This is a genomic window from Bacillus sp. Leaf49, assembly GCF_001426125.1.
Lineage (GTDB): Bacteria > Bacillota > Bacilli > Bacillales > Bacillaceae > Bacillus > Bacillus altitudinis.
This window is the reverse complement of sequence record NZ_LMRK01000020.1, coordinates 571,529-596,142: the sequence shown is the minus strand read 5'-3', so window position 1 is coordinate 596,142 and position 24,614 is coordinate 571,529. Positions and strand designations below refer to the sequence as shown.

24 protein-coding genes are annotated in these 24,614 nt (G+C 41.8%); all 24 read right to left on the bottom strand.

The window, feature by feature from the left end:
• Positions 1-264: 264 nt before the first annotated feature.
• Positions 265-1,494 carry an MFS transporter gene (locus ASG46_RS12800; protein ID WP_228003935.1) on the bottom strand — a complete coding sequence of 410 codons (1,230 nt, stop codon included), beginning with the start codon at positions 1,492-1,494 and terminating at the stop codon, positions 265-267.
• A 103-nt stretch (positions 1,495-1,597) separates the two neighbouring features.
• The gene (locus ASG46_RS12795; protein WP_008344706.1) at positions 1,598-2,323 is read right to left on the bottom strand and encodes a GntR family transcriptional regulator; all 726 of its coding nucleotides are present in this window, start codon (positions 2,321-2,323) and stop codon (positions 1,598-1,600) included.
• A gap of 164 nt (positions 2,324-2,487) precedes the next feature.
• Complete coding sequence (locus tag ASG46_RS12790) at positions 2,488-4,863, bottom strand: FtsK/SpoIIIE family DNA translocase (RefSeq protein WP_056704740.1); 2,376 nt, start codon at positions 4,861-4,863, stop codon at positions 2,488-2,490.
• A gap of 110 nt (positions 4,864-4,973) precedes the next feature.
• Positions 4,974-5,210 carry a YlzJ-like family protein gene (locus tag ASG46_RS12785; protein WP_008344712.1) on the bottom strand — a complete coding sequence of 79 codons (237 nt, stop codon included), beginning with the start codon at positions 5,208-5,210 and terminating at the stop codon, positions 4,974-4,976.
• Positions 5,207-5,935 carry a ClpP family protease gene (locus tag ASG46_RS12780; RefSeq protein ID WP_008344713.1) on the bottom strand — a complete coding sequence of 243 codons (729 nt, stop codon included), beginning with the start codon at positions 5,933-5,935 and terminating at the stop codon, positions 5,207-5,209. The genes ASG46_RS12785 and ASG46_RS12780 overlap by 4 nt, the downstream gene beginning before the upstream one ends.
• 121 nt (positions 5,936-6,056) lie before the next feature.
• Complete coding sequence (gene rnjB / locus ASG46_RS12775) at positions 6,057-7,724, bottom strand: ribonuclease J2 (protein ID WP_008344715.1); 1,668 nt, start codon at positions 7,722-7,724, stop codon at positions 6,057-6,059.
• 171 nt (positions 7,725-7,895) lie between these two features.
• Complete coding sequence (gene dapA / locus ASG46_RS12770; protein ID WP_019744174.1) at positions 7,896-8,762, bottom strand: 4-hydroxy-tetrahydrodipicolinate synthase; 867 nt, start codon at positions 8,760-8,762, stop codon at positions 7,896-7,898.
• A gap of 30 nt (positions 8,763-8,792) precedes the next feature.
• A complete protein-coding gene (dapG, locus tag ASG46_RS12765; protein ID WP_056704738.1) occupies positions 8,793-10,007 on the bottom strand; it encodes an aspartate kinase in 1,215 nt (404 codons plus the stop codon).
• 92 nt (positions 10,008-10,099) lie between these two features.
• Complete coding sequence (gene asd / locus ASG46_RS12760) at positions 10,100-11,119, bottom strand: aspartate-semialdehyde dehydrogenase (RefSeq protein WP_041090413.1); 1,020 nt, start codon at positions 11,117-11,119, stop codon at positions 10,100-10,102.
• A 139-nt stretch (positions 11,120-11,258) separates the two neighbouring features.
• Positions 11,259-11,852, bottom strand: a complete 594-nt coding sequence (dpaB, locus tag ASG46_RS12755; RefSeq protein WP_008344723.1) for a dipicolinate synthase subunit B — start codon at positions 11,850-11,852, stop codon at positions 11,259-11,261.
• Entirely contained in the window at positions 11,849-12,751 is a 903-nt protein-coding gene (gene dpaA, locus ASG46_RS12750) for a dipicolinic acid synthetase subunit A (RefSeq protein WP_007499517.1), read from the bottom strand. The genes dpaB and dpaA overlap by 4 nt, the downstream gene beginning before the upstream one ends.
• A 123-nt stretch (positions 12,752-12,874) precedes the next feature.
• Complete coding sequence (locus ASG46_RS12745) at positions 12,875-13,147, bottom strand: YlmC/YmxH family sporulation protein (protein ID WP_008344726.1); 273 nt, start codon at positions 13,145-13,147, stop codon at positions 12,875-12,877.
• 62 nt (positions 13,148-13,209) lie between these two features.
• On the bottom strand, positions 13,210-14,136 hold the full coding sequence (locus ASG46_RS12740; RefSeq protein ID WP_056704736.1) for an aminoglycoside phosphotransferase family protein: 927 nt from the start codon (positions 14,134-14,136) through the stop codon (positions 13,210-13,212).
• Between the two features lie 73 nt (positions 14,137-14,209).
• Entirely contained in the window at positions 14,210-15,439 is a 1,230-nt protein-coding gene (locus tag ASG46_RS12735; RefSeq protein ID WP_007499520.1) for a M16 family metallopeptidase, read from the bottom strand.
• Between the two features lie 33 nt (positions 15,440-15,472).
• Positions 15,473-16,426: a polysaccharide deacetylase family protein gene (locus ASG46_RS12730; RefSeq protein ID WP_056704734.1), complete on the bottom strand. Its 954-nt coding sequence runs from the start codon at positions 16,424-16,426 to the stop codon at positions 15,473-15,475.
• A gap of 125 nt (positions 16,427-16,551) precedes the next feature.
• On the bottom strand, positions 16,552-18,669 hold the full coding sequence (pnp, locus tag ASG46_RS12725; RefSeq protein WP_007499522.1) for a polyribonucleotide nucleotidyltransferase: 2,118 nt from the start codon (positions 18,667-18,669) through the stop codon (positions 16,552-16,554).
• A gap of 183 nt (positions 18,670-18,852) precedes the next feature.
• Positions 18,853-19,122 (bottom strand): 30S ribosomal protein S15, encoded by a 270-nt coding sequence (gene rpsO, locus ASG46_RS12720; RefSeq protein ID WP_008354438.1) that lies wholly within the window; start codon positions 19,120-19,122, stop codon positions 18,853-18,855.
• Between the two features lie 155 nt (positions 19,123-19,277).
• Complete coding sequence (gene ribF / locus ASG46_RS12715) at positions 19,278-20,228, bottom strand: bifunctional riboflavin kinase/FAD synthetase (RefSeq protein ID WP_035392042.1); 951 nt, start codon at positions 20,226-20,228, stop codon at positions 19,278-19,280.
• Positions 20,229-20,246: 18 nt separating this feature from the next.
• Entirely contained in the window at positions 20,247-21,176 is a 930-nt protein-coding gene (gene truB, locus ASG46_RS12710; RefSeq protein ID WP_025207343.1) for a tRNA pseudouridine(55) synthase TruB, read from the bottom strand.
• A 68-nt stretch (positions 21,177-21,244) separates the two neighbouring features.
• Positions 21,245-21,595, bottom strand: coding sequence for a 30S ribosome-binding factor RbfA (gene rbfA / locus ASG46_RS12705; RefSeq protein ID WP_007499525.1), 351 nt, complete (start codon positions 21,593-21,595; stop codon positions 21,245-21,247).
• Positions 21,596-21,612: 17 nt separating this feature from the next.
• Positions 21,613-21,891 carry a DUF503 domain-containing protein gene (locus ASG46_RS12700; RefSeq protein WP_017359071.1) on the bottom strand — a complete coding sequence of 93 codons (279 nt, stop codon included), beginning with the start codon at positions 21,889-21,891 and terminating at the stop codon, positions 21,613-21,615.
• The gene (gene infB / locus ASG46_RS12695; RefSeq protein ID WP_007499526.1) at positions 21,888-24,008 is read right to left on the bottom strand and encodes a translation initiation factor IF-2; all 2,121 of its coding nucleotides are present in this window, start codon (positions 24,006-24,008) and stop codon (positions 21,888-21,890) included. The genes ASG46_RS12700 and infB overlap by 4 nt, the downstream gene beginning before the upstream one ends.
• A gap of 19 nt (positions 24,009-24,027) precedes the next feature.
• On the bottom strand, positions 24,028-24,330 hold the full coding sequence (locus tag ASG46_RS12690) for a YlxQ family RNA-binding protein (protein ID WP_007499528.1): 303 nt from the start codon (positions 24,328-24,330) through the stop codon (positions 24,028-24,030).
• Positions 24,323-24,607 (bottom strand): RNase P modulator RnpM, encoded by a 285-nt coding sequence (gene rnpM / locus ASG46_RS12685; protein ID WP_008344742.1) that lies wholly within the window; start codon positions 24,605-24,607, stop codon positions 24,323-24,325. Before rnpM ends, ASG46_RS12690 begins: the two co-directional genes overlap by 8 nt.
• Positions 24,608-24,614: the final 7 nt, after the last annotated feature.

Sequence of the window (24,614 nt, the reverse complement as noted above, 5' to 3'; positions counted from 1 at the left end):
TGAAGTGCTGACTTCGTCTCCTTCAACGTGCTAATGGCAGGATGACCTATTCAATTGTCCTTTCGTGTTGAAGAAACGCATATCCATCATCAGCCACGAGCTCAATTTCTGCCTTAAAACAAAGGCAGAAAATGAATGTTTTTGAACACCTCCTATTTGGGATAATTTAAAAGATATTACTATACATTAGTTTAACTATCAAAATTTTACATGTCAATTTATAAAAAAGAAAAAAGATGGCAAAATACCGTCTTTTTTCTATGTTTAAACCGTTTTCAATTGTTCACTTTCATCCTTTTCATCTGGCTGGATGAAAAAGAGGACCAAAAATAATGATATGAGACTACATATGGTCGATAGAATAAAAACGATGGCGTCTCCTTTATCCATAAGAAATGCGTAAATTGGAGGTCCTAAAGCAACACCGATAAACCGCATACTGCTATAAAATGACGTAATGGTTCCGCACTGCTCTTTTTCAATACCTTCTGTTATCAATGCATCAAGTGCTGGAAGCACAATGCCAATCCCTACGCCGCCAATACTTAAGCAGACAAACAACACGTAAAAACTGTGATTCCACCATAAAAATATATACGAAAGTGATAAAAGAGCCATACCAACGATGAGAAATATCCTCATTTTCCCCTTTTCTTTTCCGATTGTTCTCCCCGCAATGTATGAGCTGATTGATAAGAAAAGGAGCGGGATGCTTAGCAGCAAGCCTTTTTTGACACCCGTTATTTGATACGCTGCCTCTAGGTTATCTGACAAATAAAAGAGCACGCCAAAAAGAAGAAACATAATAAAACCGCCAATAGCAAAAATGGCATAAAGCCAGCGTCCTTCATGCTTAAAAATTGTCTTTGTTGATTTTAAAAACTCTTTAAATGTAGGCGGATCTTCCTCTTTCTTTGCGGATTCAACCATAAACAGTACCATCACAAAGCTGATGATTGAAAAGAATGGAATGAACCAAAACGGTACAAACCAAAACCAAGAAGCGAGAAGTGCCCCAATAATAGGACTTAGTACCTTTCCAGCTGTATTAGAAGTTTCAATTGCTCCAAGTCCTGCACTTACCTCTTCATCATCGTGAAACAAATCGCCAATAAACGGCATAACGACAGGTGCTGCCCCGGCTGAGCCAACTCCTTGAAGGACTCTGCCAAATAAAATCCACATATAGGGTTCTTTCATGATGGTTGAGGCAACAGCTGCCACAGCTCCTCCAAGTCCTGCGATTAAAAGACACGGCAAAAGTACCTTTTTCCGCCCAATTCGGTCAGATAAATAACCAGCAATCGGAATACACAAAATCGCCACAACGGAGTATACCGTAATAATGAGTGACACTTGAAAGGAAGTGATTGAGAGTTTCTTTTCTATCTCTGGTAATACGGGTATTAGCATCGAGTTCCCAAGTGTCATGATTAGAGGCACTGATGATAATGCAATAATATTCTTTTTACTGACCGTTTTCTCGCCCAACATCATTCACCCAATTCTATATACTGTTACGTATTAGTGTGGCATGTTTCACGAGTTTTATGTATAGACAAACAAAAAGCAACCGCCTATGGAAGCGACTGCTTTGTTAAAATCGTTTACGTATGACATGGAAGCTGAATTTATCCGCTCGAAAATAATTGAGCGAGTATAAGACCGGCTGATCATCTTGATCATAGTGCATTTGTTTCAGTAAGAGTAACGCTGTTTCTGGGTCACATTCTAATATCGGTGAAACCTGATCGTGATAACCAATCGGTTCGATGTCTGCCACTGCATATTTAATTCCACTGTGCGGTTCTCTGCCAAACAGCTCAAAAAGCGATTCTTCCTCATGAGTAAAAGAAGCGGGGAGATGTTTGACCGGAATTTTATCTAAACAATAGACGACTGGCTGTCCATCTGCTGTTCGAACGCGTTCCATTGAAAAAACCTTCTCGGATTCGTCACACTGAAAACGAATGACATCATTCTCTGTCGGCTCCCCTTCTTGTGAGGACAAAAAGATGGTACCTGGCGTCATATTGACCTGTTCAATCATTTTTGTAACACTTGTCAGCTGTTCAATGCCAGTAGAAAAAAGCGGTCTTGAGTTGACGAAAGTCCCCACACCATGCCTTCTTATTAAATATTTCTCTTCTTCTAATATACGAAGGGCTTCACGAAGTGTCGCTCTGCTCACGCCTAAAAGCTTTGAGAGCTCAAATTCAGAAGGCAGCTTTTCTTTTTCGGCATATACGCCTGTTTGAATATCTTCTTTAATACGGTCAATCACTTTCAAATATAAATGGCGATTGTCTGTTTTGGTCGACATGTTTTCCCTCCGTCTAATCAATGCAAATGATAAGATGAGAAATCTCTATTCCGAGATAAGATGAACATAACTATATCATGTTTTTGCAAATAAATAAATAGTCTGACATCCAGTTAACATAATCTTTATATCGTTAACTTTATGATGGGAAAGCTCTCTTCGAATTATGAAGAGAGCTCGTCATGTTGTTCTTTTGAAAGGAGGACTTCTCTCGGTTTACTTCCTTCATATGGTCCGACAACCCCGCGCTCTTCCATTGCGTCAATAAGACGTGCAGCACGAGTATAACCAATGCGGAACCTCCTTTGCAGCATAGAAACAGAGGCCGTCTGCATGCCAATGATCAGTTCAACTGCTTCATCATATAAGTCGTCGTCCACAGCCCCAAGCTGATCTTGCGTTTCTTCACTTGGGATCATTTCTTCTTGATATTGTGCTTTTTGCTGTGTGATGACATGATCAACGACATGTTCCACTTCTTCATCTGATAAAAAGGCGCCTTGTACACGAACTGGTTTGTTCGCACCGACCGGTAAGAACAACATATCCCCTCTGCCCAGCAATTTTTCTGCGCCTCCCATATCAAGAATGGTCCTTGAATCGGTTTGTGACGATACGCTAAATGCAATACGGGATGGAATATTGGCTTTAATGACACCAGTAATGACATCAACCGAAGGTCTCTGTGTGGCGATAATTAAATGAATCCCTGCAGCACGTGCCATTTGAGAAAGCCTTGTAATGGAATCTTCCACATCAGAGGAAGCAACCATCATTAAATCAGCAAGCTCGTCTACAATGACGACAATATAAGGGAGTTCTGGCTGCTTCGCCTCTTCTGATTGATTCATTCGTTTAATGTAATCATTGTACCCTTCAATATTTCTTGTGCCCGTATGCGAAAACAATTCGTAACGGCGCTCCATTTCACTCACCACTTTTTTAAGTGCCTGTGAGGCTTTTTTAGGATCGGTTACAACTGGAGCCAACAGATGCGGGATGCCGTTATAAACATTTAATTCGACCATTTTCGGGTCAATCATCATCATCTTCACTTCATGAGGTTTTGCTCTCATGAGAATACTTGTGATAATGCCATTGATACATACGCTTTTTCCGCTTCCTGTCGAGCCAGCCACAAGTAAATGCGGCATTTTGTTCATTTCAGCCAGCACAGCTTCACCAGAAATATTTCGGCCCAGTCCGATGAGTAGCTTGGCATTTGGGCGGTCATTTTGTTTCGATTCTAAAACCTCTTTTAAAGAAACCATCGCAATTTCTGCATTGGGAACTTCAATTCCGATGGCGGATTTGCCAGGAATCGGCGCCTCAATTCGAATGTCTTTTGCTGCTAATGCAAGGGCTAGATCATCACTCAAGTTGACGATCTTACTTACCTTCACGCCGACATCAGGGTATACTTCATATTTTGTGACGGCCGGCCCTAAATGAACTTGTGTCACTTTTGCTTTTACACCGAAGCTTTGGAAGGTCTTTTCAAGCTTTCTTGCATTTTCATAAATATTCTTCTTATCTGTTTGCTGACCTGAATGCTGCGGCTCAGCTAAAATATCAAGCGATGGCAGCTCATAATCCTTATTTTCAAGCTCCGTAAACGTCATAGGCGGAGCTTCTTTCGGTTCGTCCCCTGTATCATGAGACGGAGTGCCTTGTACAGTTTCTTGAAGAGGATCTGGCTCATTGACCGGCTGATCTTTTTGAAGTTGCGGTGTGAGCATGTCATCTCGATCAGCAAAACTTGAGATAATCGGCTGACGATTGTCAGAAGCTTGCTCTTCTTCCTCGATCAAGATATGATCATGATCTTCTTCGGCCTCTTCTTGTATGCGTGAACGTTTTTTCTTTTCACTTGTTTTCTGCGCAGGTGCATTCTTTTTCGCCCGCCTTATGCCTTTCATATCTTCAATAAATGCCTTCCACTGCTTCACCAAAAATTGTGATACAGGCAGCGTCACTTTTTTGACCATTTCTTGCAGTGACCGGTTAGTGATCAGAACAATGCCGATCAGCATTAGCACAATGGCCATGATTTGCGATCCTGCTTGTGCAAACAAGAAATAGGAGGCCGCAAATAATACAGCACCGATCATACCGCCTCCTAAATCGGGCGAGCCTGTCTCACCTTTCATATCCATTAAGAATAACTCAAACGTATTTCTGATTACACTTTGAGAGCCTATCACGCCTGCAGCTGAAAGATGCTGAAAAAGCTTCACATGTGACAAAAGCAAGATACTCGCAATGATGCAGTATAAACCTGCTTTTCTTCTTGTCAGTAAATCAGGAATTTGTTTTTTCCAAAAGATCGTCACACCAAAAAGAAATAATCCGATAAGGCAGAGAATAAACCATTCACCTGCAAAGAATCGGAATAGATGTACAAAGGTTTGTCCAACTACACCTAGCTGTAAAATGGCAATGATCGCTATGGCAATACAGACTAACCCATTTAGTTCATATTTCAGTTTTAGCTGTTTATTTTGTTTTTTTCTTGTTTTACGTTTTCTCTTTTTCGCCATACTCATCACCTTACTACAAAAGAAAATATAACCTACGAAAAGATCAGAAAGAAAGCAGCCTGGTTTTGGCTGCATCTTGTTGTAAGTTTTCCCTTTATTATAGCATAGAATCATTCATATGAGTCGGTTTGATTGGTGCCTAAATGTAACTTCAATCGCTTACCTGGTGCAAGCTCCTGATTCAAAAAGTCCATTGGATTCGTACTCATTACTTGAACGATTTCCGCTTCATCTTCTTTCATTTCAACCATCACTGGCACGCCCTGAATGTTTACCTGTTGGAGTTTGCGTTCTCCTTGTTCCTCAGCGTAAATGGCTTCATAAGGCATAGGTGTATATAAAATCATTGGATCAGCCCCTCGTTTTGTGCAGCCCGTTCTCCAATAAGCTCGTTCAGCTTTTTAATCGCTTGTCCAACGCCGCCGACTTCATGCATCAGCCCGTATTCCGCCGCCTCATGGCCAACGACATTTGTCCCGATGTCTCTTGTTAGATTGCCTTTAGAGAACATAAGCTCTTTAAATTTCTCTTCTGTAATGTTTGAGTGACTCGTGACAAAGTTAATGACTCTTTCCTGCATTTTATCTAAGTATTCAAAGGTTTGCGGAACACCGATGACTAGACCGGTTAAGCGTACAGGGTGAATGGTCATCGTTGCTGTTTCGGCAATGTATGAATAATCACACGATACGGCGATTGGGACCCCAATAGAGTGGCCGCCGCCAAGCACAATGGATACAGTCGGTTTGGATAAAGAAGCGAGCATTTCCGCAATGGCTAGTCCTGCTTCTACATCGCCGCCCACTGTATTTAAAATGATTAGAAGCCCTTCAATTTTTGGGTTTTGTTCAACTGCTACGATTTGTGGAATGACATGTTCGTATTTGGTTGTTTTATTTTGTGGCGGCAGCTGCATGTGCCCTTCAATTTGTCCAATAATAGTCAGGCAATGTATGTTTGTATCTTGTGACAACTGCGGGACGGCTGTTTCACCAAGCTGTTGTATTTTGCTCATAATGCTATCTTTTTCTTCTGGTTTTCGCTCAGGCTGCTGTTCATTCTGTTCGTCCATTTGTCTCCATCCTTTCCTAAAAACTCTCCTCCTATTATGAACAAGATCGTCACATTCCATCCGCATTCATCATGTCACATCAAAAAAGCCCAAAGAGCTTGTGCTCTTTGGACTTTTCTCATCACACTTCCATAATAATTGGAATGATCATTGGCTTACGTTTTGTTTTTTCATATAGGAATTGATTTAGTACATCGCGCATGGATTGTTTCAGTGTTGACCATTCAACAATTGAGTTTTCCGTTTGCTCTTTCACAATCCCTTTGACCATTTCTGTTGCTTTCACAATCAGCTCTTCGGATTCTCTTACATAAACAAATCCTCTTGTGATGATCTCAGGTCCAGAAATTAATTGTTTCTTTTGTTTATCGAGCGTAATGACCACAATTAAGATGCCATCTTGAGACAATAGGCGTCTATCACGTAAGACAATATTCCCAATATCACCAACACCAAGACCGTCGATCAAAATGTTCCCTTGATGTACTTTTTCACCGATTTTGACGTTTTGACCTCTAAATTCCACAACATCCCCTTTATCAATTAAGAAAATGTCGCTTCGTTTCATGCCCACTTCTTCAGCAATACGAGAATGTGCTTTTTGCATGCGATATTCGCCGTTTACTGGAATTAAATACTTTGGCTTCAGTAAGTTCAGCATGAGCTTTAACTCTTCTTGACAGCCATGTCCAGATACATGCACACGTTTTTGAGCAAAAATCACTTGTGCTCCGCTTCTTGTAAGGAAATCCACCGTTTTTGAATAGGTGAGTTCTTGTCCTGGAAGAGGTGTAGACGCAATCACAACCGTGTCATCTTTTTCAATATGAAGCTGTTTGTGATTTTGTTTCGCCATTTTTGTTAAAGCAGCGAGAGGCTCACCGTGGCTTCCTGCTGTGAGAATGACCACACTGTTTTTCGCCATTTTTTTCACTTCTTGGACTGGAACAAATAATTCTTCGTCTGCTGTCACATAACCAAGTTTGATCGCAAGCTGAAGCGTTGTCATCATATTTTTCCCTGCTACTGCAAGCTTACGGCCATTTTGGTTTGTGGCATTAATGATTTGCTGTACACGATTAATATTTGATGAAGATACAGCGACAATCACACGATTTTCAGCATTGTACATCGCATTTGAGATTTCGTCTTGGACGAGCGCCTCAGAAGGTGTATAGCCTGGTTTTTCAGCATTTGCACTGTCTGAAAGAAGTGCTAAAACGCCATTGTTTCCAATTTTCGCAATCTCTCCGATGTCACAGGCTTGGTTAAGCGCTGGGGTTTGATCAAATTTAAAATCACCTGTGCATACGATTGAACCAAGAGATGTTTTGAAGCTGATTCCGACTGAATCAGGAATACTGTGATTCGTTCTAAAGAATGATACCTTTGTTGTTTCAAATGTAATGACTGACTTTGCATGAACCTCTCGCAAATCAGCTTTTTGATTGAAGCCGTATTGCTTTAACTTTTCTCGAAGTAACGCAAGGGTCAGCTTCGTGCCGTAAACTGGTACAGACAATTTGCTTAAGCAATGGAATACGCCTCCGATTGCTTCATCATGTCCGTGGGTAAGAAAAATTGCTTTCACCCGATCAGCTCGTTCTGTTAAATAAGAGATATCAGGAATGACCACGTCAATGCCTAGCATTTCGTTTTCTGGATGCATGAGTCCTGCATCTACAACATATATGTCGGAATCAATCTCAATGACATATAAGTTTTTCCCGATTTCTCCAACGCCTCCCAGTGCAATAATTCTTACGTTCTCTGTATTTTTCTTTTTCAAAATTCTTATCCTCCTAGTCTCAAGCCCGTCCATCATCGCTTAATGCTATTATAACTGAATCTAATTTTAGAAAACAAGATGAAGTCACATTTTAAGAAAGTGTTTATGTATAAAAAACGGTCATACTCAGGGACATCTGAGAATGACCGCTTACGAATTTTTTTGTTTTGATCAGCTGTTTAATACGCTGCTTAAATTCAGTCTCTCTTCTTCTGATAAAGGTAAAAGCGGGAGTCGAACAGATCCGACATCTAATCCTTTCAGCTGAAGAGCTGTTTTGACAGGCGTTGGATTTGGCGCTGAGAACAGCTGGTTCATGATCGGCACCAGCTTTTGATGAATCAATGCCGCATTCGCTGTTTGTCCTGAAGCGTAGCTTTTTAGCATTTGCTGCATATCAAGGCCTACGATATGAGAAGCCACAGAGACGACTCCTCTTGCACCAATCGCAACCGCAGGAAGCGTTAGGCTGTCGTCACCAGAGTAAACGTCAAAATCTTCTGGTGTCTCTGCAATGATTTTTGTCATGGCATCTAGATCACCGCTTGCTTCTTTGATTGCGACAATGTTCGGTATTTGCGCAAGCTTAATCGTTGTTTCTGGTGCTAATGAAGCAACCGTTCTTCCTGGTACATTGTAAAGCATGACAGGAAGAGATGTAGACTCGGCAATTGCTTTAAAGTGTGCATACATGCCTTCCTGTGATGGCTTGTTGTAGTAAGGTACGACAAGCATCACTGCATCAACGCCCGCTTCTTCTGCTTTTTTCGTTAGTTTAATAGACGCATTTGTGTTATTACTGCCTGTTCCTGCAATGATTTTACAACGACCATTTGCTAATTTCACCGATTGCTGAAAAAGAGCGACTTTTTCTTCAGTCGATAAAGTTGGCGATTCGCCTGTTGTCCCTGCAACGACTAAAGAGTCACTGCCGTTTTTTAACAAGTAATCAATGAGAATTGATAGCTTTTGGAAATCAATGTTGCCCTTTTTATCAAAAGGTGTAATCATAGCTGTTGCGATATTTCCGAAATTCATTTTTTTCACCTCATCATGATTCAATCACATTTATCTTGAAAGTTCAAACACTTCATGAAGGGCATTGACAGCCTCTCTCATGTTTTCTTCGTTCACTAACACCCAAATCGTCGTATGACTGTCAGCGGACTGTAAGATCGGAATATTTTGCTCAGATAGTGCAGATACAATTTTAGATGTGACACCTGGTACACCCATAATGCCTGCTCCAACAGCTGATACCTTTGCACAGTTTGTCGTGACAATCGGCGTATAGCCCAGATCTTTTAGGATCGCCGTTGCTTTTTCAGTCATTGCACCTGTCACCGTATAGACGATTTCGCTCGGTGTAATGTTGAAGAAATCGACACTGATTTGGGCATTTGCCATTGCTTTAAAGACTTCTGTTTGTACGCTGTACTGTCCCTCTTTAGCTGGGACTTTGATTTGTGTGACATCATTGACATGTGCAATACCCGTAATCAGGCGGTCGTACACATCATGACTCATTTTATCTGAGTAGTGTGATGTCACGAGTGTACCCTCATCATCAGAGTATGTTGAACGGACCCTCATTGGTACTTTTGCTTGCATGGCAATTTCAACAGCTCTAGGGTGAATGACTTTTGCCCCTTGGTATGCGAGGTTACAAATTTCTGTGTATGTCACGACTCTCAGTGGTTTTGCATTTTCTACGATACGGGGATCTGCTGTCATGACCCCTTCTACATCTGTAAAAATATCGATGAAATCTGCCTGCAATGCAGCGCCTAACGCAGCAGCTGAAGTATCACTGCCGCCTCGTCCGATTGTTGTCACGTCTCCATTTTTCGCAGCGCCTTGGAATCCAGCAACGACAACCACATCATGCTCTGAAAGTGCCGCCTCAAGACGTTCACACTTCATGTCAATAATTTTCGCATTTGTATGTTCTTTATCTGTCACAAAGCCTGCCTGTGATCCAGTCATCGCTACAGCCTTTAGCCCGTTTTCATTCAGCATACTTGAAAAAACAACAGCTGAAATATTTTCTCCGCAAGACACGAGTAAATCTTTTTCTCGGTTTGTCATATGCTGCGCACTGCCGTAAAGCAGACCAAGCAGTGTATCTGTCGCATAAGGATCGCCTTTTCGTCCCATCGCAGACACGACAACGACCGATTTATAGCCTTTCTCTTTTGCAGATAAGATATGTGCAAGTGCCCTTTTTCTCCCTTGATCATCTTTGACAGATGTACCGCCAAATTTTTGGACAATTATTTTCACTGTTTTCACTCCAAGTTCATTCTGACGTAACAGAAGAGAGCAGGCGAAAGATGCCTAACTCTCTTCTATTCGTCCTCATCATCCATTGAATGTTAAACTAATTTTAATGCTCGTAAGCTTTCTGCAATTTGAACGGAGTTCCATGCAGCGCCTTTTAGCAGGTTATCAGATACAATCCACATATGGAAGCCATTTGGACGATCCAAATCCTTCCGAATGCGGCCGACAAATACGTCGTTTTTACCAACAGCATCTGCAGGCATTGGATAAATTTGCTGAGACGGATCATCTTGTAATGTGATACCTGGTGCATCTTTTAGGATGGACTTGATGTCATCAACCGTTGCGTCATTTGATTCAAGTTCAACGTAAACTGATTCTGAATGACCCGTTTCAATTGGTAGTCTCACACATGTTGCTGCTACTTCCAGCTCTGGCAAATGCATGATTTTTTTCGTTTCATTGATCATTTTCATTTCTTCAAATGTATAGCCATTATCTTGGAATTTATCAATTTGCGGAATCGCATTAAAGGCAATTTGATAAGGCATGACTTCTGGTTTCACATCTTCTTTATTTAAAATGGCTTGCGACTGGCTGTACAGTTCGTCAATGGCTTCATGTCCTGCACCTGATACTGCTTGGTAAGTAGACACAATGACTTTTTTCATGCCATACGCTTGACGAAGCGGTTCTAGCGCCGCCACCATTTGAATCGTTGAACAGTTAGGGTTTGCAATGATCCCTTGATGGTCATGCAAATCTTTTTCGTTTACCTCTGGTACGACAAGAGGGGTATTTTCGTCCATACGAAAAGCACTTGTATTATCGACAACAATTGCACCTCGTTTGACCGCTTCAGGAGCTAGCGCTTTGGAAACATTTCCTCCCGCACTGAATAGTGCAATATTGACCCCTTCAAAGCTTTCAGGTGTTGCTTCTTGAACGGTATACTCTTGACCTCTGAATGTCACTTTTGTTCCAGCAGAACGTTTTGAGGATAGTAGAGTAAGTGTATCCATTTCAAAATCTCTGTCAGCTAGTGTTTTTAACATTTGTTGACCGACAGCTCCAGTCGCTCCAACTACAGCTACATGCAATCCTCTTCCCATCAGTAAAACTCCTTCCGACCCATCCATGATTCTTTTCTTTCGGATGGCCATCCTATGACTTTTTACATTTTATTTTACCATAGAAAAGCAAGGCTTGAAGTACCTTTTTTGAATCTTTCATGATTTTCTAGTGAATCTATTATTCGTTTGCTCCAATTAAAATGGGCTGAATTTGTCTATGCTCGAGCGCCTCTTCTACCGTTTTCGTCAGTAGATCCATATGCGCTACCATGGAAGTCGGTTTTTTGAATGGATCATCTTGGCCGAATGGAATAAAGAAAATGTTCTTTGTCGACATGAGTCTCATGAGATTTGTACCATTTAAACCTAATGCATCATTGGTGGAAATGCCTAAAACGACAGGGCGGTGATTACGAATGGTCGCCTTAGCAGCCATTAAGACTGGACTGTCTGTCAGTGCATTTGCAAATTTCGCCATTGAATTGCCTGTTAAAGGTGCAATGACCATACAATCAAGTGGAAGTTTTGGTCCGAGTGGCTCTGCTTTGACGATTGAGTCAATCGCTTGAAATCCTGTCAGCTTCTCAATCCGCTCAATCCAGTCCGCTCCTTCTCCGAATCTCGTATTTGTATTTTGCACCGTATACGACACGACAGGACGCACTTCTGCCCCTTCTTTCACGAGTGATTCGATTTGCGGAAAAACGGCTTCGTACGTGCAGTGAGAACCTGTTAAACCAAAGCCGATTCTTTTCCCTTTTAGTGTAGTCATGATTTCATCCCCCTTTTTTCCTCCGCAAGTTCACATAAGAGCCCAGAAAGCACTTTTGCAATGATCTGCCCGGCTGTCTTTGGTGCCACAATCCCTGGAAGTCCTGGTGCAAGAAGTGCCTTCACTCCATGCTTTTGTGCAAAGTCAAAGTCTGTTCCACCTGGGCGGGAGGCGATATCCAAAATGAGTGTCTTTGGTGTCATGCTGACGATGACAGATGAATCTAATACTAAGCTTGGAATCGTATTGATGATGATGTCGACATCCGTTACTTCATCTTTTAAACGGTCCATTGAAAATGGATCAAGTCCCATCTCAAAGGCTCGCGCTAAATGGGCTGTATCCGCAGCACCAACTTTCACTTCCGCACCTAGCGCCCGAAATGTGCGGGCAATGGTGAGCCCTGTTCGACCAAGTCCGAGAACAGCGACATGTGACCCATGAATCGTATAGTCCGTTTGCTGAATAGCCATCATGATAATCCCTTCAACTGTTGGAATAGAGTTATATATGGCAATATCATCTCGCTCAAACAGCTTCACAAGCTTCCGGTTCACCTGCTTTGCCATATTGTCTAAGTACATATTAGAAATACCTGAGTACAAGGTACAATGTGCAGGGGTTCTTTCTAAATATTTAGCTTCTAGCACGACCTTCTCATTTGAAAAAACGGTGGCAACGACCCCTTCGTCTGTAGCACCTGATACCGGAAGGATCATACTGTCTACCTGCTCAAATGGAAGCTCTGACATTTTCAGCTTTTCAGCACCAATAAATCCATGATCCAGCTGATCAAAACCGACCAAAAACACTTTGGCATGCTGCTGTGACAGCTTGCGAATGATTTCAAGCTGCCTAGCATCTCCCCCGATCACCGCAACCGTTAAACCGCTCAACATACTGACCGTTCACCTTCTTTATTTAAAAAAGTCTGTAATATTTTCCGAATCTCCCTTTCAGCATATGAGGAGAGGATTCAGCCTGTGAACAAATCGGGAAGAGAAAAGAAAAAGAGCACCCTTTTATGATGGGTGCTCTTTTTCTCCGTGCGGCTGAAGTTCTTCAGGCACATCGAGAATGATCATATCTGATCCTATTTTTTGAATGTGATTCCACGGAACGCGGATGTCATTTCCTTGTTTTCGAAAGCCAAACCATTTGACGGAAGGTATGATGAGTGCTGTAATTTGACCGTCCTGTTCATTTATTTCAAGGTCGGTTTGTCCAAGCACGCCAAGCCGCTCCGCTCTTTTAATATCGACGATCTCTTTTCCTGACAGCTCACTCAGCCTCAAAATCGCATCACTCCCCTTCCATATCATATATGCAGCACAGAGGGTGAATAGACCGTCCCGTTCTACACGCACGAATCAAGCCAATCTGTATACCAAACTGGCGTCAGTTGAGTAAAACGCTTATGGTCTGTCAGCATTCTCTCCACTCGATTCACCATGTCTTTTACATGCCCCGGGTCATAGGATAACGTCCAAACAATAGAAGAAAAACAGCTCATGGCTGTATAGATGGAAAAAAGAAGCCAAAAATCATGTGTTGTCTGCGTACTTATATAGGCATCCAATTGCCCGGCTGAAAATGGAATGCTTCTTTCTCGACTAAATAAAGACAGTTTATAAAAGTCATGAATCGGATCGCCCCAGTCGGATTGATCAAAGTCGATCGCCCCAGCATATTGATGACGCTGTATAATGATATTCCCTAAATGAAAATCATCATGCTGGAACTGGTTTGGCCTCCCTTTTACCGCATCAGCATGTGACTGAATAAAATCTAATACGAACTGATCATGGGAAAAGGTCACTCCGCTTGATTGATAGGCATGTACATACCGTTCATGTTTCGCTAATACCTTCTTATCCCAGGGGGCTGCATAAAAAGGGGCATCGCATGTATGCATGATACTCAAGTCTCTGCCTGCCCGCCTTCCGATTTCATACTGCTCTTCTTCTGTGAGCAGATGAATGGATGCTCTAGCAATCTCTCCTTCGATAAATGGAAAAATACGAAAGGTACAGTTTTGTTCAGCACTCACTCCGACCTCCATCACTTCAGAACAAATAACGCCTCGATTTTTTAACTTCTGCTGAATGGACGCTTTCTTTTTCAAACTGGAATATTTCTGAATGTCTGATAGCTTGAGTACTAGCTTTTCACTAGGCGTTATGACCAAAAAGGTGCGGTCTCCCGAAAATCCAGATGTCATCGGCTGGAAAGAGATGGCTTGTTTAAGAAGCGGAGATAGCTGTTTCAGTTTTTCGTGTTTCATGAACGCAGGGCCCCTTTCTTCTTGGTATACAATAAACGGCAGACCTCTTGAGAAGTCTGCCGTGTTGTTTACATTATGATGGCTGATCACCCGTTGGACTAATAAGCGAGAGGGCATAATCTTCTGTAAAGATTCTTTTCGATAAATTGTTCACGCCGTCTAATGAGACGCGATTGATTTCATCAATAATTTCATCAAGCGTACGATGTTTGCCAAGGAGTAATTCATTTTTACCATTTCGGCTCATCTTGCTGTTTGTGCTTTCAAGACTGAGCATGAGGTTGCCTTTCATTTGCTCCTTAGAGTTTTCAAGTTCTTTCTGCGTAATTCCCTCACGTTTTAAGACGTCTAATGTTTGTAAGATGGTTTCAGATAGCAGGTTCAGCTGCTTCGCTCCAGTTCCACCATAGATCGTCAGCATTCCGTTATCTGCAAATGAACTATGATAGCTGAATACAGAATACGCAAGTCCTTTATCTTCTCTTACGTCTTGGAACAACCGGCTGCTCATGCTACCGCCTAGAACATTATTTAAGACGATTAAGTCATAGATGCCCTGATCTCCAGCAGGAAGTCCGTTAAAGCCCATGCAAAGATGCGCCTGTTCTGTTTCCTTTTTGCGTGTCAGTTTGTCATAGTGGAATTGCGGTGCTTCGACAGGCTGCTTTTTCCCCTTTCCTTCGTACGAGCCAAATAATGTTTCGACCTCACGAATGAAGGTGTCATCGACGTTCCCTGCTACAGAGATGACGACGCGATCCGGCGTATAGAATTCGTCCATATATTTTCTAAGGGAATCACCGTTAAAAGTAGAGAGTGTTTCCTCTGTCCCTAAAATCGGATAACCTAATGAATGATCACCGTAAATGGCTTTGCTTAACAAATCATGAACGATGTCATCAGGAGTATCTTCATACATTTTAATTTCTTCATAGACCACATTTTTTTCTTTCTTCAGCTCTTCTTCGTCAAAAGCAGAGTTGAAAAACATGTCACTCAACACATCGAGGGCATACCCAGCATGTGAATCAAGTACCTTTGCATAATAGCAAGTATATTCTTTTGACGTAAAGGCATTCACTTGACCACCAATGCGGTCAAAGGATTCTGCGATATCACGTGCAGATCTCGTCTTTGTTCCTTTAAAGAACATATGCTCTAAAAAGTGTGAGATCCCATTTACTTCTGGTGTCTCATGTCTAGAACCTGTTCCAATCCAGACGCCAATTGCGACAGACCTTACAGTGGGATTGTTTTCAAGTACAATTCTTACTCCGTTTTGGCATGTATACGTTTTGACCAAGTTTTGCTCCTCCTATTCAACAAACAGATCGCATCACGGATGTCTTTTTTCACTTAGGAGGTCAGAAACCGTTCCTAATTCATATCCTCTTTCTTTGATTTGAGTGATAAGTGCGTCAAGACTTCTCGCTGTTGCGTCTGTTGGATGCATTAATATCATCGCCCCATTGTGAATTTTCCCAAGCACTCGTTTTTGTAATACAGCTGGTGATGGTTTTTGCCAGTCGATCGTGTCTACTGTCCACATAATGGTTTCCATTCCTTCTTGTTTCGCAAGCTTTACTGTTTCTTCTTTAAAGCTGCCACTTGGAGGCGCAAACCATATCGGTTTTTTCCCAAGGGATTCTTCAATTTGGCGATTTGTTTTAATCATCTGCTCTAATGCTCGTTCTCTTGTCAGTGTGCGCATATCCGGGTGATTGTATGAATGATTTCCAATTTCATGACCATCTGCCACGATTTTTTTAGCAAGATCTGAACTGTTTTTCACCCATTTGCCCTCTAAGAAAAAGGTTGCCTTCACTTGATGCTTTTCTAGTGTATTCAACATCTTTGTTAAATGCTCGTCGCCCCAAGCTACATTGATCAGGAATGCATTCATCTTTTTATCTGGATGTCCCTTATAGATAGGTTCAGCACCAAGTTCATGCAAATGGACAGATGGTTTTGTTTCTTTAAAAACAAGCAGCTTTTCATCGAAAGAGCCCTGTTTTTTCATTTTTTCGTAAGAAGCATCGATATCGACTGTCTGTCCATTTAAACCAGGCATCTTTTTCCACACTTTATCAATCTTAGCATTTTGCGGCTTCTCTTCATAGTCAGAAGACTTCGATTCGATCTCTTGATACAGAATATCTTTTGAAACAGATGCTACCTCGGCGTGCTCTTTCATTGAATTCATATATGTAACAGCAGCCGGCTGCTTCATCGTTTGATATGACACGAGCAGTAAAAATACAAACACAAAGAATGGTATCGTTTTTTTCAATGGTTGTCCCTCCCCTTTACCACAAATTATGATGGGGAGAAACAAGCTAGAACTATTGTTACGCGCAAGAAAAGAAAGAAGCCTGGCACGGATACCTGGCTTCTAACACATTTTATTTGTTCTCATTAAGACTGCTTTTCTTCTTTTTCTTTTTCTTCACGTAAAACAGCTTTACGAGAAAGGTTCACACGGCCTTGTTTATCGATCTCAGTGACTTTGACGAGTAGTTCGTCACCAATCTTCACGACATCTTCTACTTTGCCAACACGTTCAAGTGCAAGCTCAGAAATATGAACAAGTCCATCTTTGCCGCTGAAGATTTCGAGGAAGGCACCGAATTTTTCAATTCGTTTTACTTTACCTAGGTAAAGTTGACCAACTTCAACTTCTCTGACAAGATCTTCTATGATTTTCTTCGCTTTTTGGTTCATGTCTTCTTCAGTAGAAGAGATAAAGATTGTACCGTCTTGTTCAATATCAATTTTCACACCGGTATCTTCAATGATTTTATTGATTTGTTTACCGCTTGGTCCAATGACATCGCGAATTTTATCTGGATTGATTGTCATCGTTAAGATTTTTGGTGCATAACGCGACAATTCTCCTCTAGAAGCTGGAATCGTTGACAGCATGCTATCTAAAATTTCCATTCTTCCTTTTTTCGCTTGTTGAAGTGCTTCTTCTAAAATGTCTTTTGATAGACCATCGATTTTGATGTCCATTTGAAGCGCTGTTACACCTTTAGATGTACCTGCTACTTTAAAGTCCATATCTCCAAGTGCATCTTCCATTCCTTGAATGTCTGTCAGCACTGTGTAGTATTCACCAGATTTAACAAGTCCCATTGCAATCCCTGCAACTGGTGCTTTAATTGGAACACCTGCATCCATCATCGCAAGTGTGCTCGCACAAATACTTGCTTGTGAAGTAGAACCGTTTGATTCTAACACCTCAGATACAAGGCGAACCGTATAAGGGAAATCTTTTTCAGATGGAATGACTGGCTCTAATGCACGTTCGCCTAGCGCACCATGTCCAATCTCACGACGGCCTGGACCACGCATTGGGCCGGTCTCACCAACACTGAATTGCGGGAAGTTATAATGGTGCATGAATCGCTTAGACTCTTCAACACCAAGACCATCAAGAATCTGTACATCACCAAGTGCACCTAATGTACAAATACTGAGTGCCTGTGTTTGGCCTCTTGTAAACAATCCTGAACCGTGCGTTCTTGGTAGAAGTCCTACTTCTGAAGAAAGTGGACGGATTTGATCGACGCCGCGTCCATCTGGACGTACTTTCTCTTCAGTAATAAGGCGGCGAACTTCGTTTTTCACAAGCTTATTTAAGACATCCTTCGCTTGTTTAATCGTTGCTTCGTCACGCTCTTCTTCTTCAAATTTTTGAACGACAGCTTTTTTCACAGCACTGATGGCATCTTCACGAGCATGCTTCTCATGTACTTGAATCGCTTTCAGTAGATCCGCTTCAGCAAGTTGTTTTACTTCCTCTGCTAATGCTTGATCGACTTCATATAAAGGAATATCGATTTTTTCTTTACCGACAGCTTTCACAATTTCTTCTTGGAATTCGATTAAGCGTTTGATCTCTTGATGTCCGTACATGATGGCTTCAAGCATTGTTTCTTCTGGTACCTCATCAGCACCAGCCTCTACCATGTTGATTGCATCTTTTGTTCCAGCTACAACAAGGTTGATATCGCTTTGTTCAAGCTGCTCAACATTTGGGTTGATGATGAGTTTTCCATCTACTCGTCCTACTGTCACGCCAGCGATTGGTCCCTCAAATGGAATGTCAGACACACATAAAGCTAAAGATGAGCCAAACATTGCAGCCATTTCAGATGAACAATCTTGATCCACACTCATGACAATACTAATGACTTGTACTTCATTTCTAAATCCGTCTGCAAATAGTGGACGGATCGGTCTGTCAATTAAGCGGCTCGCAAGGATTGCTTTTTCACTTGGGCGGCCTTCTCTTTTAATGAAACCACCAGGAATTTTACCAACTGCATATAATCTTTCTTCGTAGTTTACAGTGAGCGGGAAAAAATCAAGTGGTTTTGGTTCTTTAGAAGCTGTTGCTGAGCTAAGCACAGCCGTATCTCCGTAGCGTACGAGAACCGCTCCGTTTGCTTGCTTTGCAAGCTGGCCAGTTTCAACTGTCAGTTGACGTCCAGCCCAGTCTATGGTGAAGACTTGTTTCTCTTGTCCCATTCTGAGATAAACTCCTCTCTCGTCGTAAAGTTTTTAGGTTATTTCTTATTATGAACAAAATGATTTTCACATATCAATGTGAAAGCTGTATGTAGAAGGGTTTTTGCCATTCTTTCAACATTTTAACCATAAAATATTAGTGATTATACGATAAAAAAGCGGGAATCCTCCCGCTTTTTACGATTATCGACGTAAGCCTAGTTTGTTAATTAACTCACGGTAACGAGTTACGTCTTTATTACGTAGATACGTAAGAAGATTACGACGTCTACCTACCATTTTCAAAAGACCGCGACGTGAGTGGTGATCTTTCTTATGAGTACGTAAATGCTCGTTCAAGTTGTTAATTGATTCTGTTAGGACAGCGATCTGAACTTCTGGAGATCCAGTATCAGATTCGTGTGTTTTGAACTCATTAATTAATTGAGTTTTACGCTCTTGAGTAATAGCCATCCTGTTTCACCTCCAAATCATGTTAGCCCCATCTACCTCGCAACCGTCGGTGAAGTCGGCCTGCCAAGTAAGTGGTTTTAAAGCTACAGGAATTATCATACTAAAAATATGCCGATTTTGCAAATGATAGAGCGGTTTTTCTGCGATTTTTTTGTTTAATGAAGATAATTTTGAAAAAACTGAATCGCTTCTTCTTTATCTTGACTAATTTGAGCCGTTAATTCTTGAATACCGTTAAATTTTTGTTCACTGCGAATCCGTTTGTACCACTGTAATTTAATCGGTTCACCATAAATTTCTTCGTTAAAATCAAAAAGGTTCACTTCAATCGCAGGCTGATCAGGACGTTTTTCATAAAATGTTGGTTTGTAGCCAACGTTACAAACACCGTCATACACCTTGCCTTTCACTTCCGCTCTCACTGCATATACGCCTGTTGGCGGGATGATGTATTCAGCAGATAAACCAACATTGGCGGTTGGGAAGCCAATCGTGCGTCCTCGTTTATCTCCATGAATCACAATGCCTCGCAGCTGATACGGTTTGCCTAAAAGCTCACTCACATATTCAACGTCTCCATTTTTCAATGCGGAACGTATCAGGGTCGAGCTGACTTTCCGGTCTTGGTTGGAAAGCTTAGGTACAATGGTCGCAGCAATCCGCCCTTTCCCATATTCATCAAACGTTTCCATTGTGCCTGCGCCAAACCGGCCGAATGTAAAATCGAAACCAGCGACTGCATGCTTCACATTCAGTTCGTCCAAATATTGATCGACAAAGTCTTGAGGAGACAGTGCTGCAAAGCTTTCGCTGAATTGCACAATGTATAAGTAGTCAGCACCTAATTGTTCGATAAAATCAATCTTATCCTCAAGCGGTGTGATTAAGTCTTTTGGTTCACGTGCTTTTTGCAGAACATGTGATGGATGCGGATGAAAAGTCATGACAGCTAGAGCTAAACCCTCTTTTTCCGCAATGTTTTTCGCTGCATCAATCACTTTTTGGTGTCCGAGGTGAACACCGTCAAAATACCCTAAAGCCATCACAGACGGGACTTGATCCTTTTGATTCAATGTATGTGGGTGTGAAATATGTATAGTCTTCACGAGATGGTCACCTTTTCTTTAAGATTGCTTGTCCTGTGATAAAATCTTCGCCGGCTTCATCAGGTTCTGTTTGGTCGGGTGCTTCATATAAATCGCCATACAATGGCCTGAAGGAGCAAAGACAGCGACACGATCTTCCTCTGCAAAATGAGCAAATTCATCAGGCATAGGTAGGACTGCACCGTTTTCCACTTTACTTGCTAATGTATCATTTATCTCCCATTTCGGCAAATGATTGAGCGCACGCTCGATCGGCACAAGATGTTCCTCAACCGTTCCTTTCTCGCTGATCTCCCGCAACTCATCAAGAGTGATACATTCATCTAACGTAAAGTCACCAGATCCTATGCGAATGAGGTGAGACATGTGGGCTGGAAACCCAAGTTTTTTTCCGATATCGACAGCTAACGTTCTCACATATGTGCCTTTTGAACACAGTACGGTGAATCTAAATGATACTTTACCATTTTCAAATGTGACAGGTGTTGTCCGCTCGATGCGATGAATGGTAATTTCACGGCTTGGACGTTCAATTTCAATGCCTTGCCTCGCATATTCATAGAGCTTTTTTCCGCCAATTTTCACAGCAGAAAACATCGGAGGGATCTGTTCAATGGTTCCTTCAAATTGTTTCAACGCAGCATCAATGTCATCTTCTGACATCGGTACCGGCACCTTTTTTTCTTCTACTACTTCACCTGTTTGGTCTTCTGTCGTTGTAGAAAATCCAATGGTGATTTCCGCATCATACGTTTTCGATTTATCTGTTAAGTACTCCACAATTTTTGTCGCTCGTCCAATACAAATAGGCAGAACACCTGAAACCTCTGGATCGAGTGTCCCTGTATGTCCCACTTTTTTTGTGTGTAAAATCTTTCTCACTTTAAACACACAGTCGTGAGAGGTCATGCCTCTTTCTTTATGTAATAAAAGAACACCGTTTTGCACCTGCGTTCTCTCCTTTCATAAACGATGAAAAAGGACAGACGATCATCGCCTATCCTTATTTCAACGTCTTATTCGTGATCTTTTGTGTTTAGTTCAGCAATCAGGCTTTCAATTCGGTTACCGTAGTCTACAGACTCATCGAATTCAAAGTGAAGCTCTGGTGTTTTGCGAAGTCTGATTCGATTGCCAATTTCAGAGCGGATATACCCTTTCGCCTTTGCAAGGCCTTTTAAGGTTTCCTCTCTTTTCTTCTCGTCGCCAAGAACAGAAATGTAGACTTTGGCAATTTGCAAATCACCGGATACTTCAACATCCGTTACAGTCAAAAAGCCGATTCTTGGATCTTTTAGCTTTCTGCCAAGGATGTCGCCTAATTCTTTTTTCATTTGCTCACCCACACGGGTTGCTCTCATACTCATGATCTTATCACCTCTAATTAAAACCACTCAGTTTTCGTGATCGTTCGTTCAATTTCCGGAAAAGAATCAATAAAGCTTAACACACGCTGAAGTTCCTTTTCCACTTGAACCCGGGAGGAGGAAATGACGGCGATTCCGATCGAAGTACGCTGCCATGTATCCTGATAGTCCATTTCAGCAATGGTCACATTGAATTTATGGCGCGTTCTTGTCATGATACGCTGCAGAACCGCACGTTTTTCCTTCAGTGAGGATGCATCATAGATCATACACTCACACTCGGTATAACCGATCATTTTCTTTCGATTTCTTGCATAACGAATGATTCCATGACATCACCTTCACGGATATCATTGTATTTCTTAATGGTAATACCACATTCATAGCCTTGTGAAACTTCTTTCACATCGTCTTTGAATCGTTTTAATACGTCGACTTCACCTTCAAAGATGACGACGCCATCACGAATTAAGCGGATACCACTGTCTCTAGTAATGGTACCTTCAGTGACATAGCCACCAGCAATTGTACCGATTTTTGATACTTTAAACGTTTGACGAACTTCAACTTGACCGATGACTTTTTCTTCATATTCAGGGTCAAGCATCCCTTTCATCGCAGCTTCAATTTCATCGATGACTTTGTAGATGATGCGGTGTAAGCGGATATCTACGTTTTCTGTTTCAGCTGTGCTCTTCGCATTGCCATCAGGACGTACGTTAAATCCGATCACAATCGCATTAGAAGCACTTGCTAAAATGATATCAGATTCTGTAATCGCTCCAACACCCGTATGGATGATTTTCACTTTGACGCCTTCTACTTCAATTTTTTGAAGAGCTGCCGTCAGTGCTTCAGCAGAACCTTGTACGTCTGCTTTTACGATTAAGTTGATATCTTTTACATCACCTTGTTTGATTTGCTCAAATAGGTCATCGAGAGATAATTTCGCTTTGTCTGAACGCTGTTCATCAAGTTGTTTAGATGCACGCGCCTCACCGACTTGACGAGCTGTTTTTTCATCTTTGAATACGAGGAACTGATCCCCTGCATGCGGTACATCATTTAAACCAGTGATTTCAACAGGTGTAGATGGTCCTGCTGTTTTCACGCGGCGTCCGATGTCATTGACCATTGCACGTACACGGCCAAATGTATTTCCGACAACGATTGGGTCACCTACTTGAAGTGTACCAGTTTGAACGAGAAGGGTTGCAACAGAACCTCTTCCTTTATCAAGCTCAGCCTCAATCACAGTTCCTTTTGCCGCACGATTTGGGTTGGCTTTTAGTTCTGCTACTTCGCTGACAAGAAGGATCATTTCGATCAATTCGTCAATGCCTTCACCTGTTTTTGCAGATAAAGGAACGAAAATGGTTTCGCCGCCCCAAGCCTCAGGTACAAGACCATGCTCAGTTAATTCCTGCATCACGCGGTCAGGGTTCGCTGTTGGTTTGTCAATTTTATTGACAGCCACAATGATTGGCACCTCTGCCGCTTTTGCGTGGTTGATCGCTTCAATCGTTTGCGGCATGACACCATCATCTGCTGCAACGACCAAGATCGTCGTATCTGTTACTTCAGCACCGCGTGCTCGCATCGTAGTGAAAGCTGCGTGTCCTGGTGTATCAAGGAACGTGATTTTCTTACCGTTTTCTTCAATTTGGTATGCACCAATATGCTGCGTAATTCCACCCGCTTCGCCTTCAACAACTTTCGTTTTACGAATGCTGTCAAGAAGCGTTGTTTTCCCGTGGTCAACGTGTCCCATGATCGTTACGACTGGAGGGCGTACTTGCATATCTTCTTCTTTATCTTCAACTTCATACTTTTCAAGTTCAGTTTCTTCTAAAATGATGACTTCTTCTACTGGAACACCATATTCAGAAGCAATTAATTCGACTGTATCTTTGTCGAGCTCTTGGTTGATCGTAGCCATGACACCAAGCATCATCAGTTTTTTGATGATTTCAGCAGTTTCTTTGCCAAGCTCGTCAGCAAGCTGGCCGACTGTCATTGAATTTGTAAATTCAATTTTTTCAGGAAGCTCTTTTTTCGGCTTCACAGGTCTTGCTTGCTGATGCTGCGCCTTGTTGTTGCCGCCGCGTTTATTTTTGTTTTTGTTTTGGTTGTTGTTTTTTTTGTTTTTATTAAATTGATTATTCTGCACGTCATTCTTCTTTCTATCATTGTTTTTGTTAGATGATTGTTTTTTTTGTTCTGCGGGTTTCTCGTTAGCTGTCTCTTTTGCTTTGGCTTTTTTATAGATAGCGTCTAGCTTTTTCACAGTGTCGTCTTCAAGCGTCGCCATGTGGTTGTTCACTTCCACGTTCATATCCTTAAGCGCTGCTATAATATCTTTACTTGAAACATCTATGGCTTTTGCGTATTCATATACTCTCACTTTAGCCATTCGTTCACCCCCAAATAAATTAATCGAGCAAGCTTATGAGCTTCTTAGCGAAGCCTTGGTCAGTGACAGCGACAACTACGCGAGCTTCCTTCCCTATAGAACGTCCGAGAACGGAACGGTCTTCAACTTTTCTAACCGGAACATTGTAAAATTTGCATTTGTCAGATACCTTTTTCTCTGTGTTGGATGAGGCATCTGCTGCAAGAAGAACCAGCTTAGCACGCGCATGTCTAATTTCTTTGATCACCAGATCTTCTCCTGACACGACTTTACGAGCTCGATTTGCTAGACCAAGCAAAGGATACCATTCAGATTCAGTCATTAGGTTTTTTCACCTTTTCAGCTAGTTCTAGTAATTCTTCAAAAATGTGTTCGTCAATCTGTGTCTGAAATTGCTGCTGTAAACTACGTTTGTTCTTCGCCGCAAGAATGGTTTCTTTATCGAGAGAAAGGTAAGCGCCGCGCCCGTTCATTTTTCCGGTTGCGTCAACAGACACTTCACCTTCTTTTGAACGAACAACGCGAATCAGTTCTTTCTTTGGTTTCATTTCTCCCGTCACGACGCATTTTCTAAGCGGGATTTTTTTTCGGCTTTTCACCTTTTAT

Excerpts from the sequence above, each read along its gene's own strand:
- infB (WP_007499526.1), bottom strand. The coding sequence starts at position 24,008 with ATGGCTAAAGTGAGAGTATATGAATACGCAAAAGCCATAGATGTTTCA.
- dpaA (WP_007499517.1), bottom strand. The coding sequence starts at position 12,751 with ATGTTGAGCGGTTTAACGGTTGCGGTGATCGGGGGAGATGCTAGGCAG.
- rbfA (WP_007499525.1), bottom strand. The coding sequence starts at position 21,595 with ATGAGTATGAGAGCAACCCGTGTGGGTGAGCAAATGAAAAAAGAATTA.
- ASG46_RS12795 (WP_008344706.1), bottom strand. The coding sequence starts at position 2,323 with ATGTCGACCAAAACAGACAATCGCCATTTATATTTGAAAGTGATTGAC.
- ASG46_RS12740 (WP_056704736.1), bottom strand. The coding sequence starts at position 14,136 with ATGAAACACGAAAAACTGAAACAGCTATCTCCGCTTCTTAAACAAGCC.
- ASG46_RS12700 (WP_017359071.1), bottom strand. The coding sequence starts at position 21,891 with ATGATCGGTTATACCGAGTGTGAGTGTATGATCTATGATGCATCCTCA.
- rpsO (WP_008354438.1), bottom strand. The coding sequence starts at position 19,122 with ATGGCTATTACTCAAGAGCGTAAAACTCAATTAATTAATGAGTTCAAA.
- asd (WP_041090413.1), bottom strand. The coding sequence starts at position 11,119 with ATGGGAAGAGGATTGCATGTAGCTGTAGTTGGAGCGACTGGAGCTGTC.
- ASG46_RS12780 (WP_008344713.1), bottom strand. The coding sequence starts at position 5,935 with ATGGACGAACAGAATGAACAGCAGCCTGAGCGAAAACCAGAAGAAAAA.
- pnp (WP_007499522.1), bottom strand. The coding sequence starts at position 18,669 with ATGGGACAAGAGAAACAAGTCTTCACCATAGACTGGGCTGGACGTCAA.
- ASG46_RS12800 (WP_228003935.1), bottom strand. The coding sequence starts at position 1,494 with ATGTTGGGCGAGAAAACGGTCAGTAAAAAGAATATTATTGCATTATCA.
- ASG46_RS12690 (WP_007499528.1), bottom strand. The coding sequence starts at position 24,330 with ATGACTGAATCTGAATGGTATCCTTTGCTTGGTCTAGCAAATCGAGCT.
- dpaB (WP_008344723.1), bottom strand. The coding sequence starts at position 11,852 with ATGACTACACTAAAAGGGAAAAGAATCGGCTTTGGTTTAACAGGTTCT.
- dapA (WP_019744174.1), bottom strand. The coding sequence starts at position 8,762 with ATGAATTTCGGAAATATCGCAACAGCTATGATTACACCTTTTGATAAA.
- ASG46_RS12785 (WP_008344712.1), bottom strand. The coding sequence starts at position 5,210 with ATGATTTTATATACACCTATGCCTTATGAAGCCATTTACGCTGAGGAA.
- ASG46_RS12790 (WP_056704740.1), bottom strand. The coding sequence starts at position 4,863 with ATGGCGAAAAAGAGAAAACGTAAAACAAGAAAAAAACAAAATAAACAG.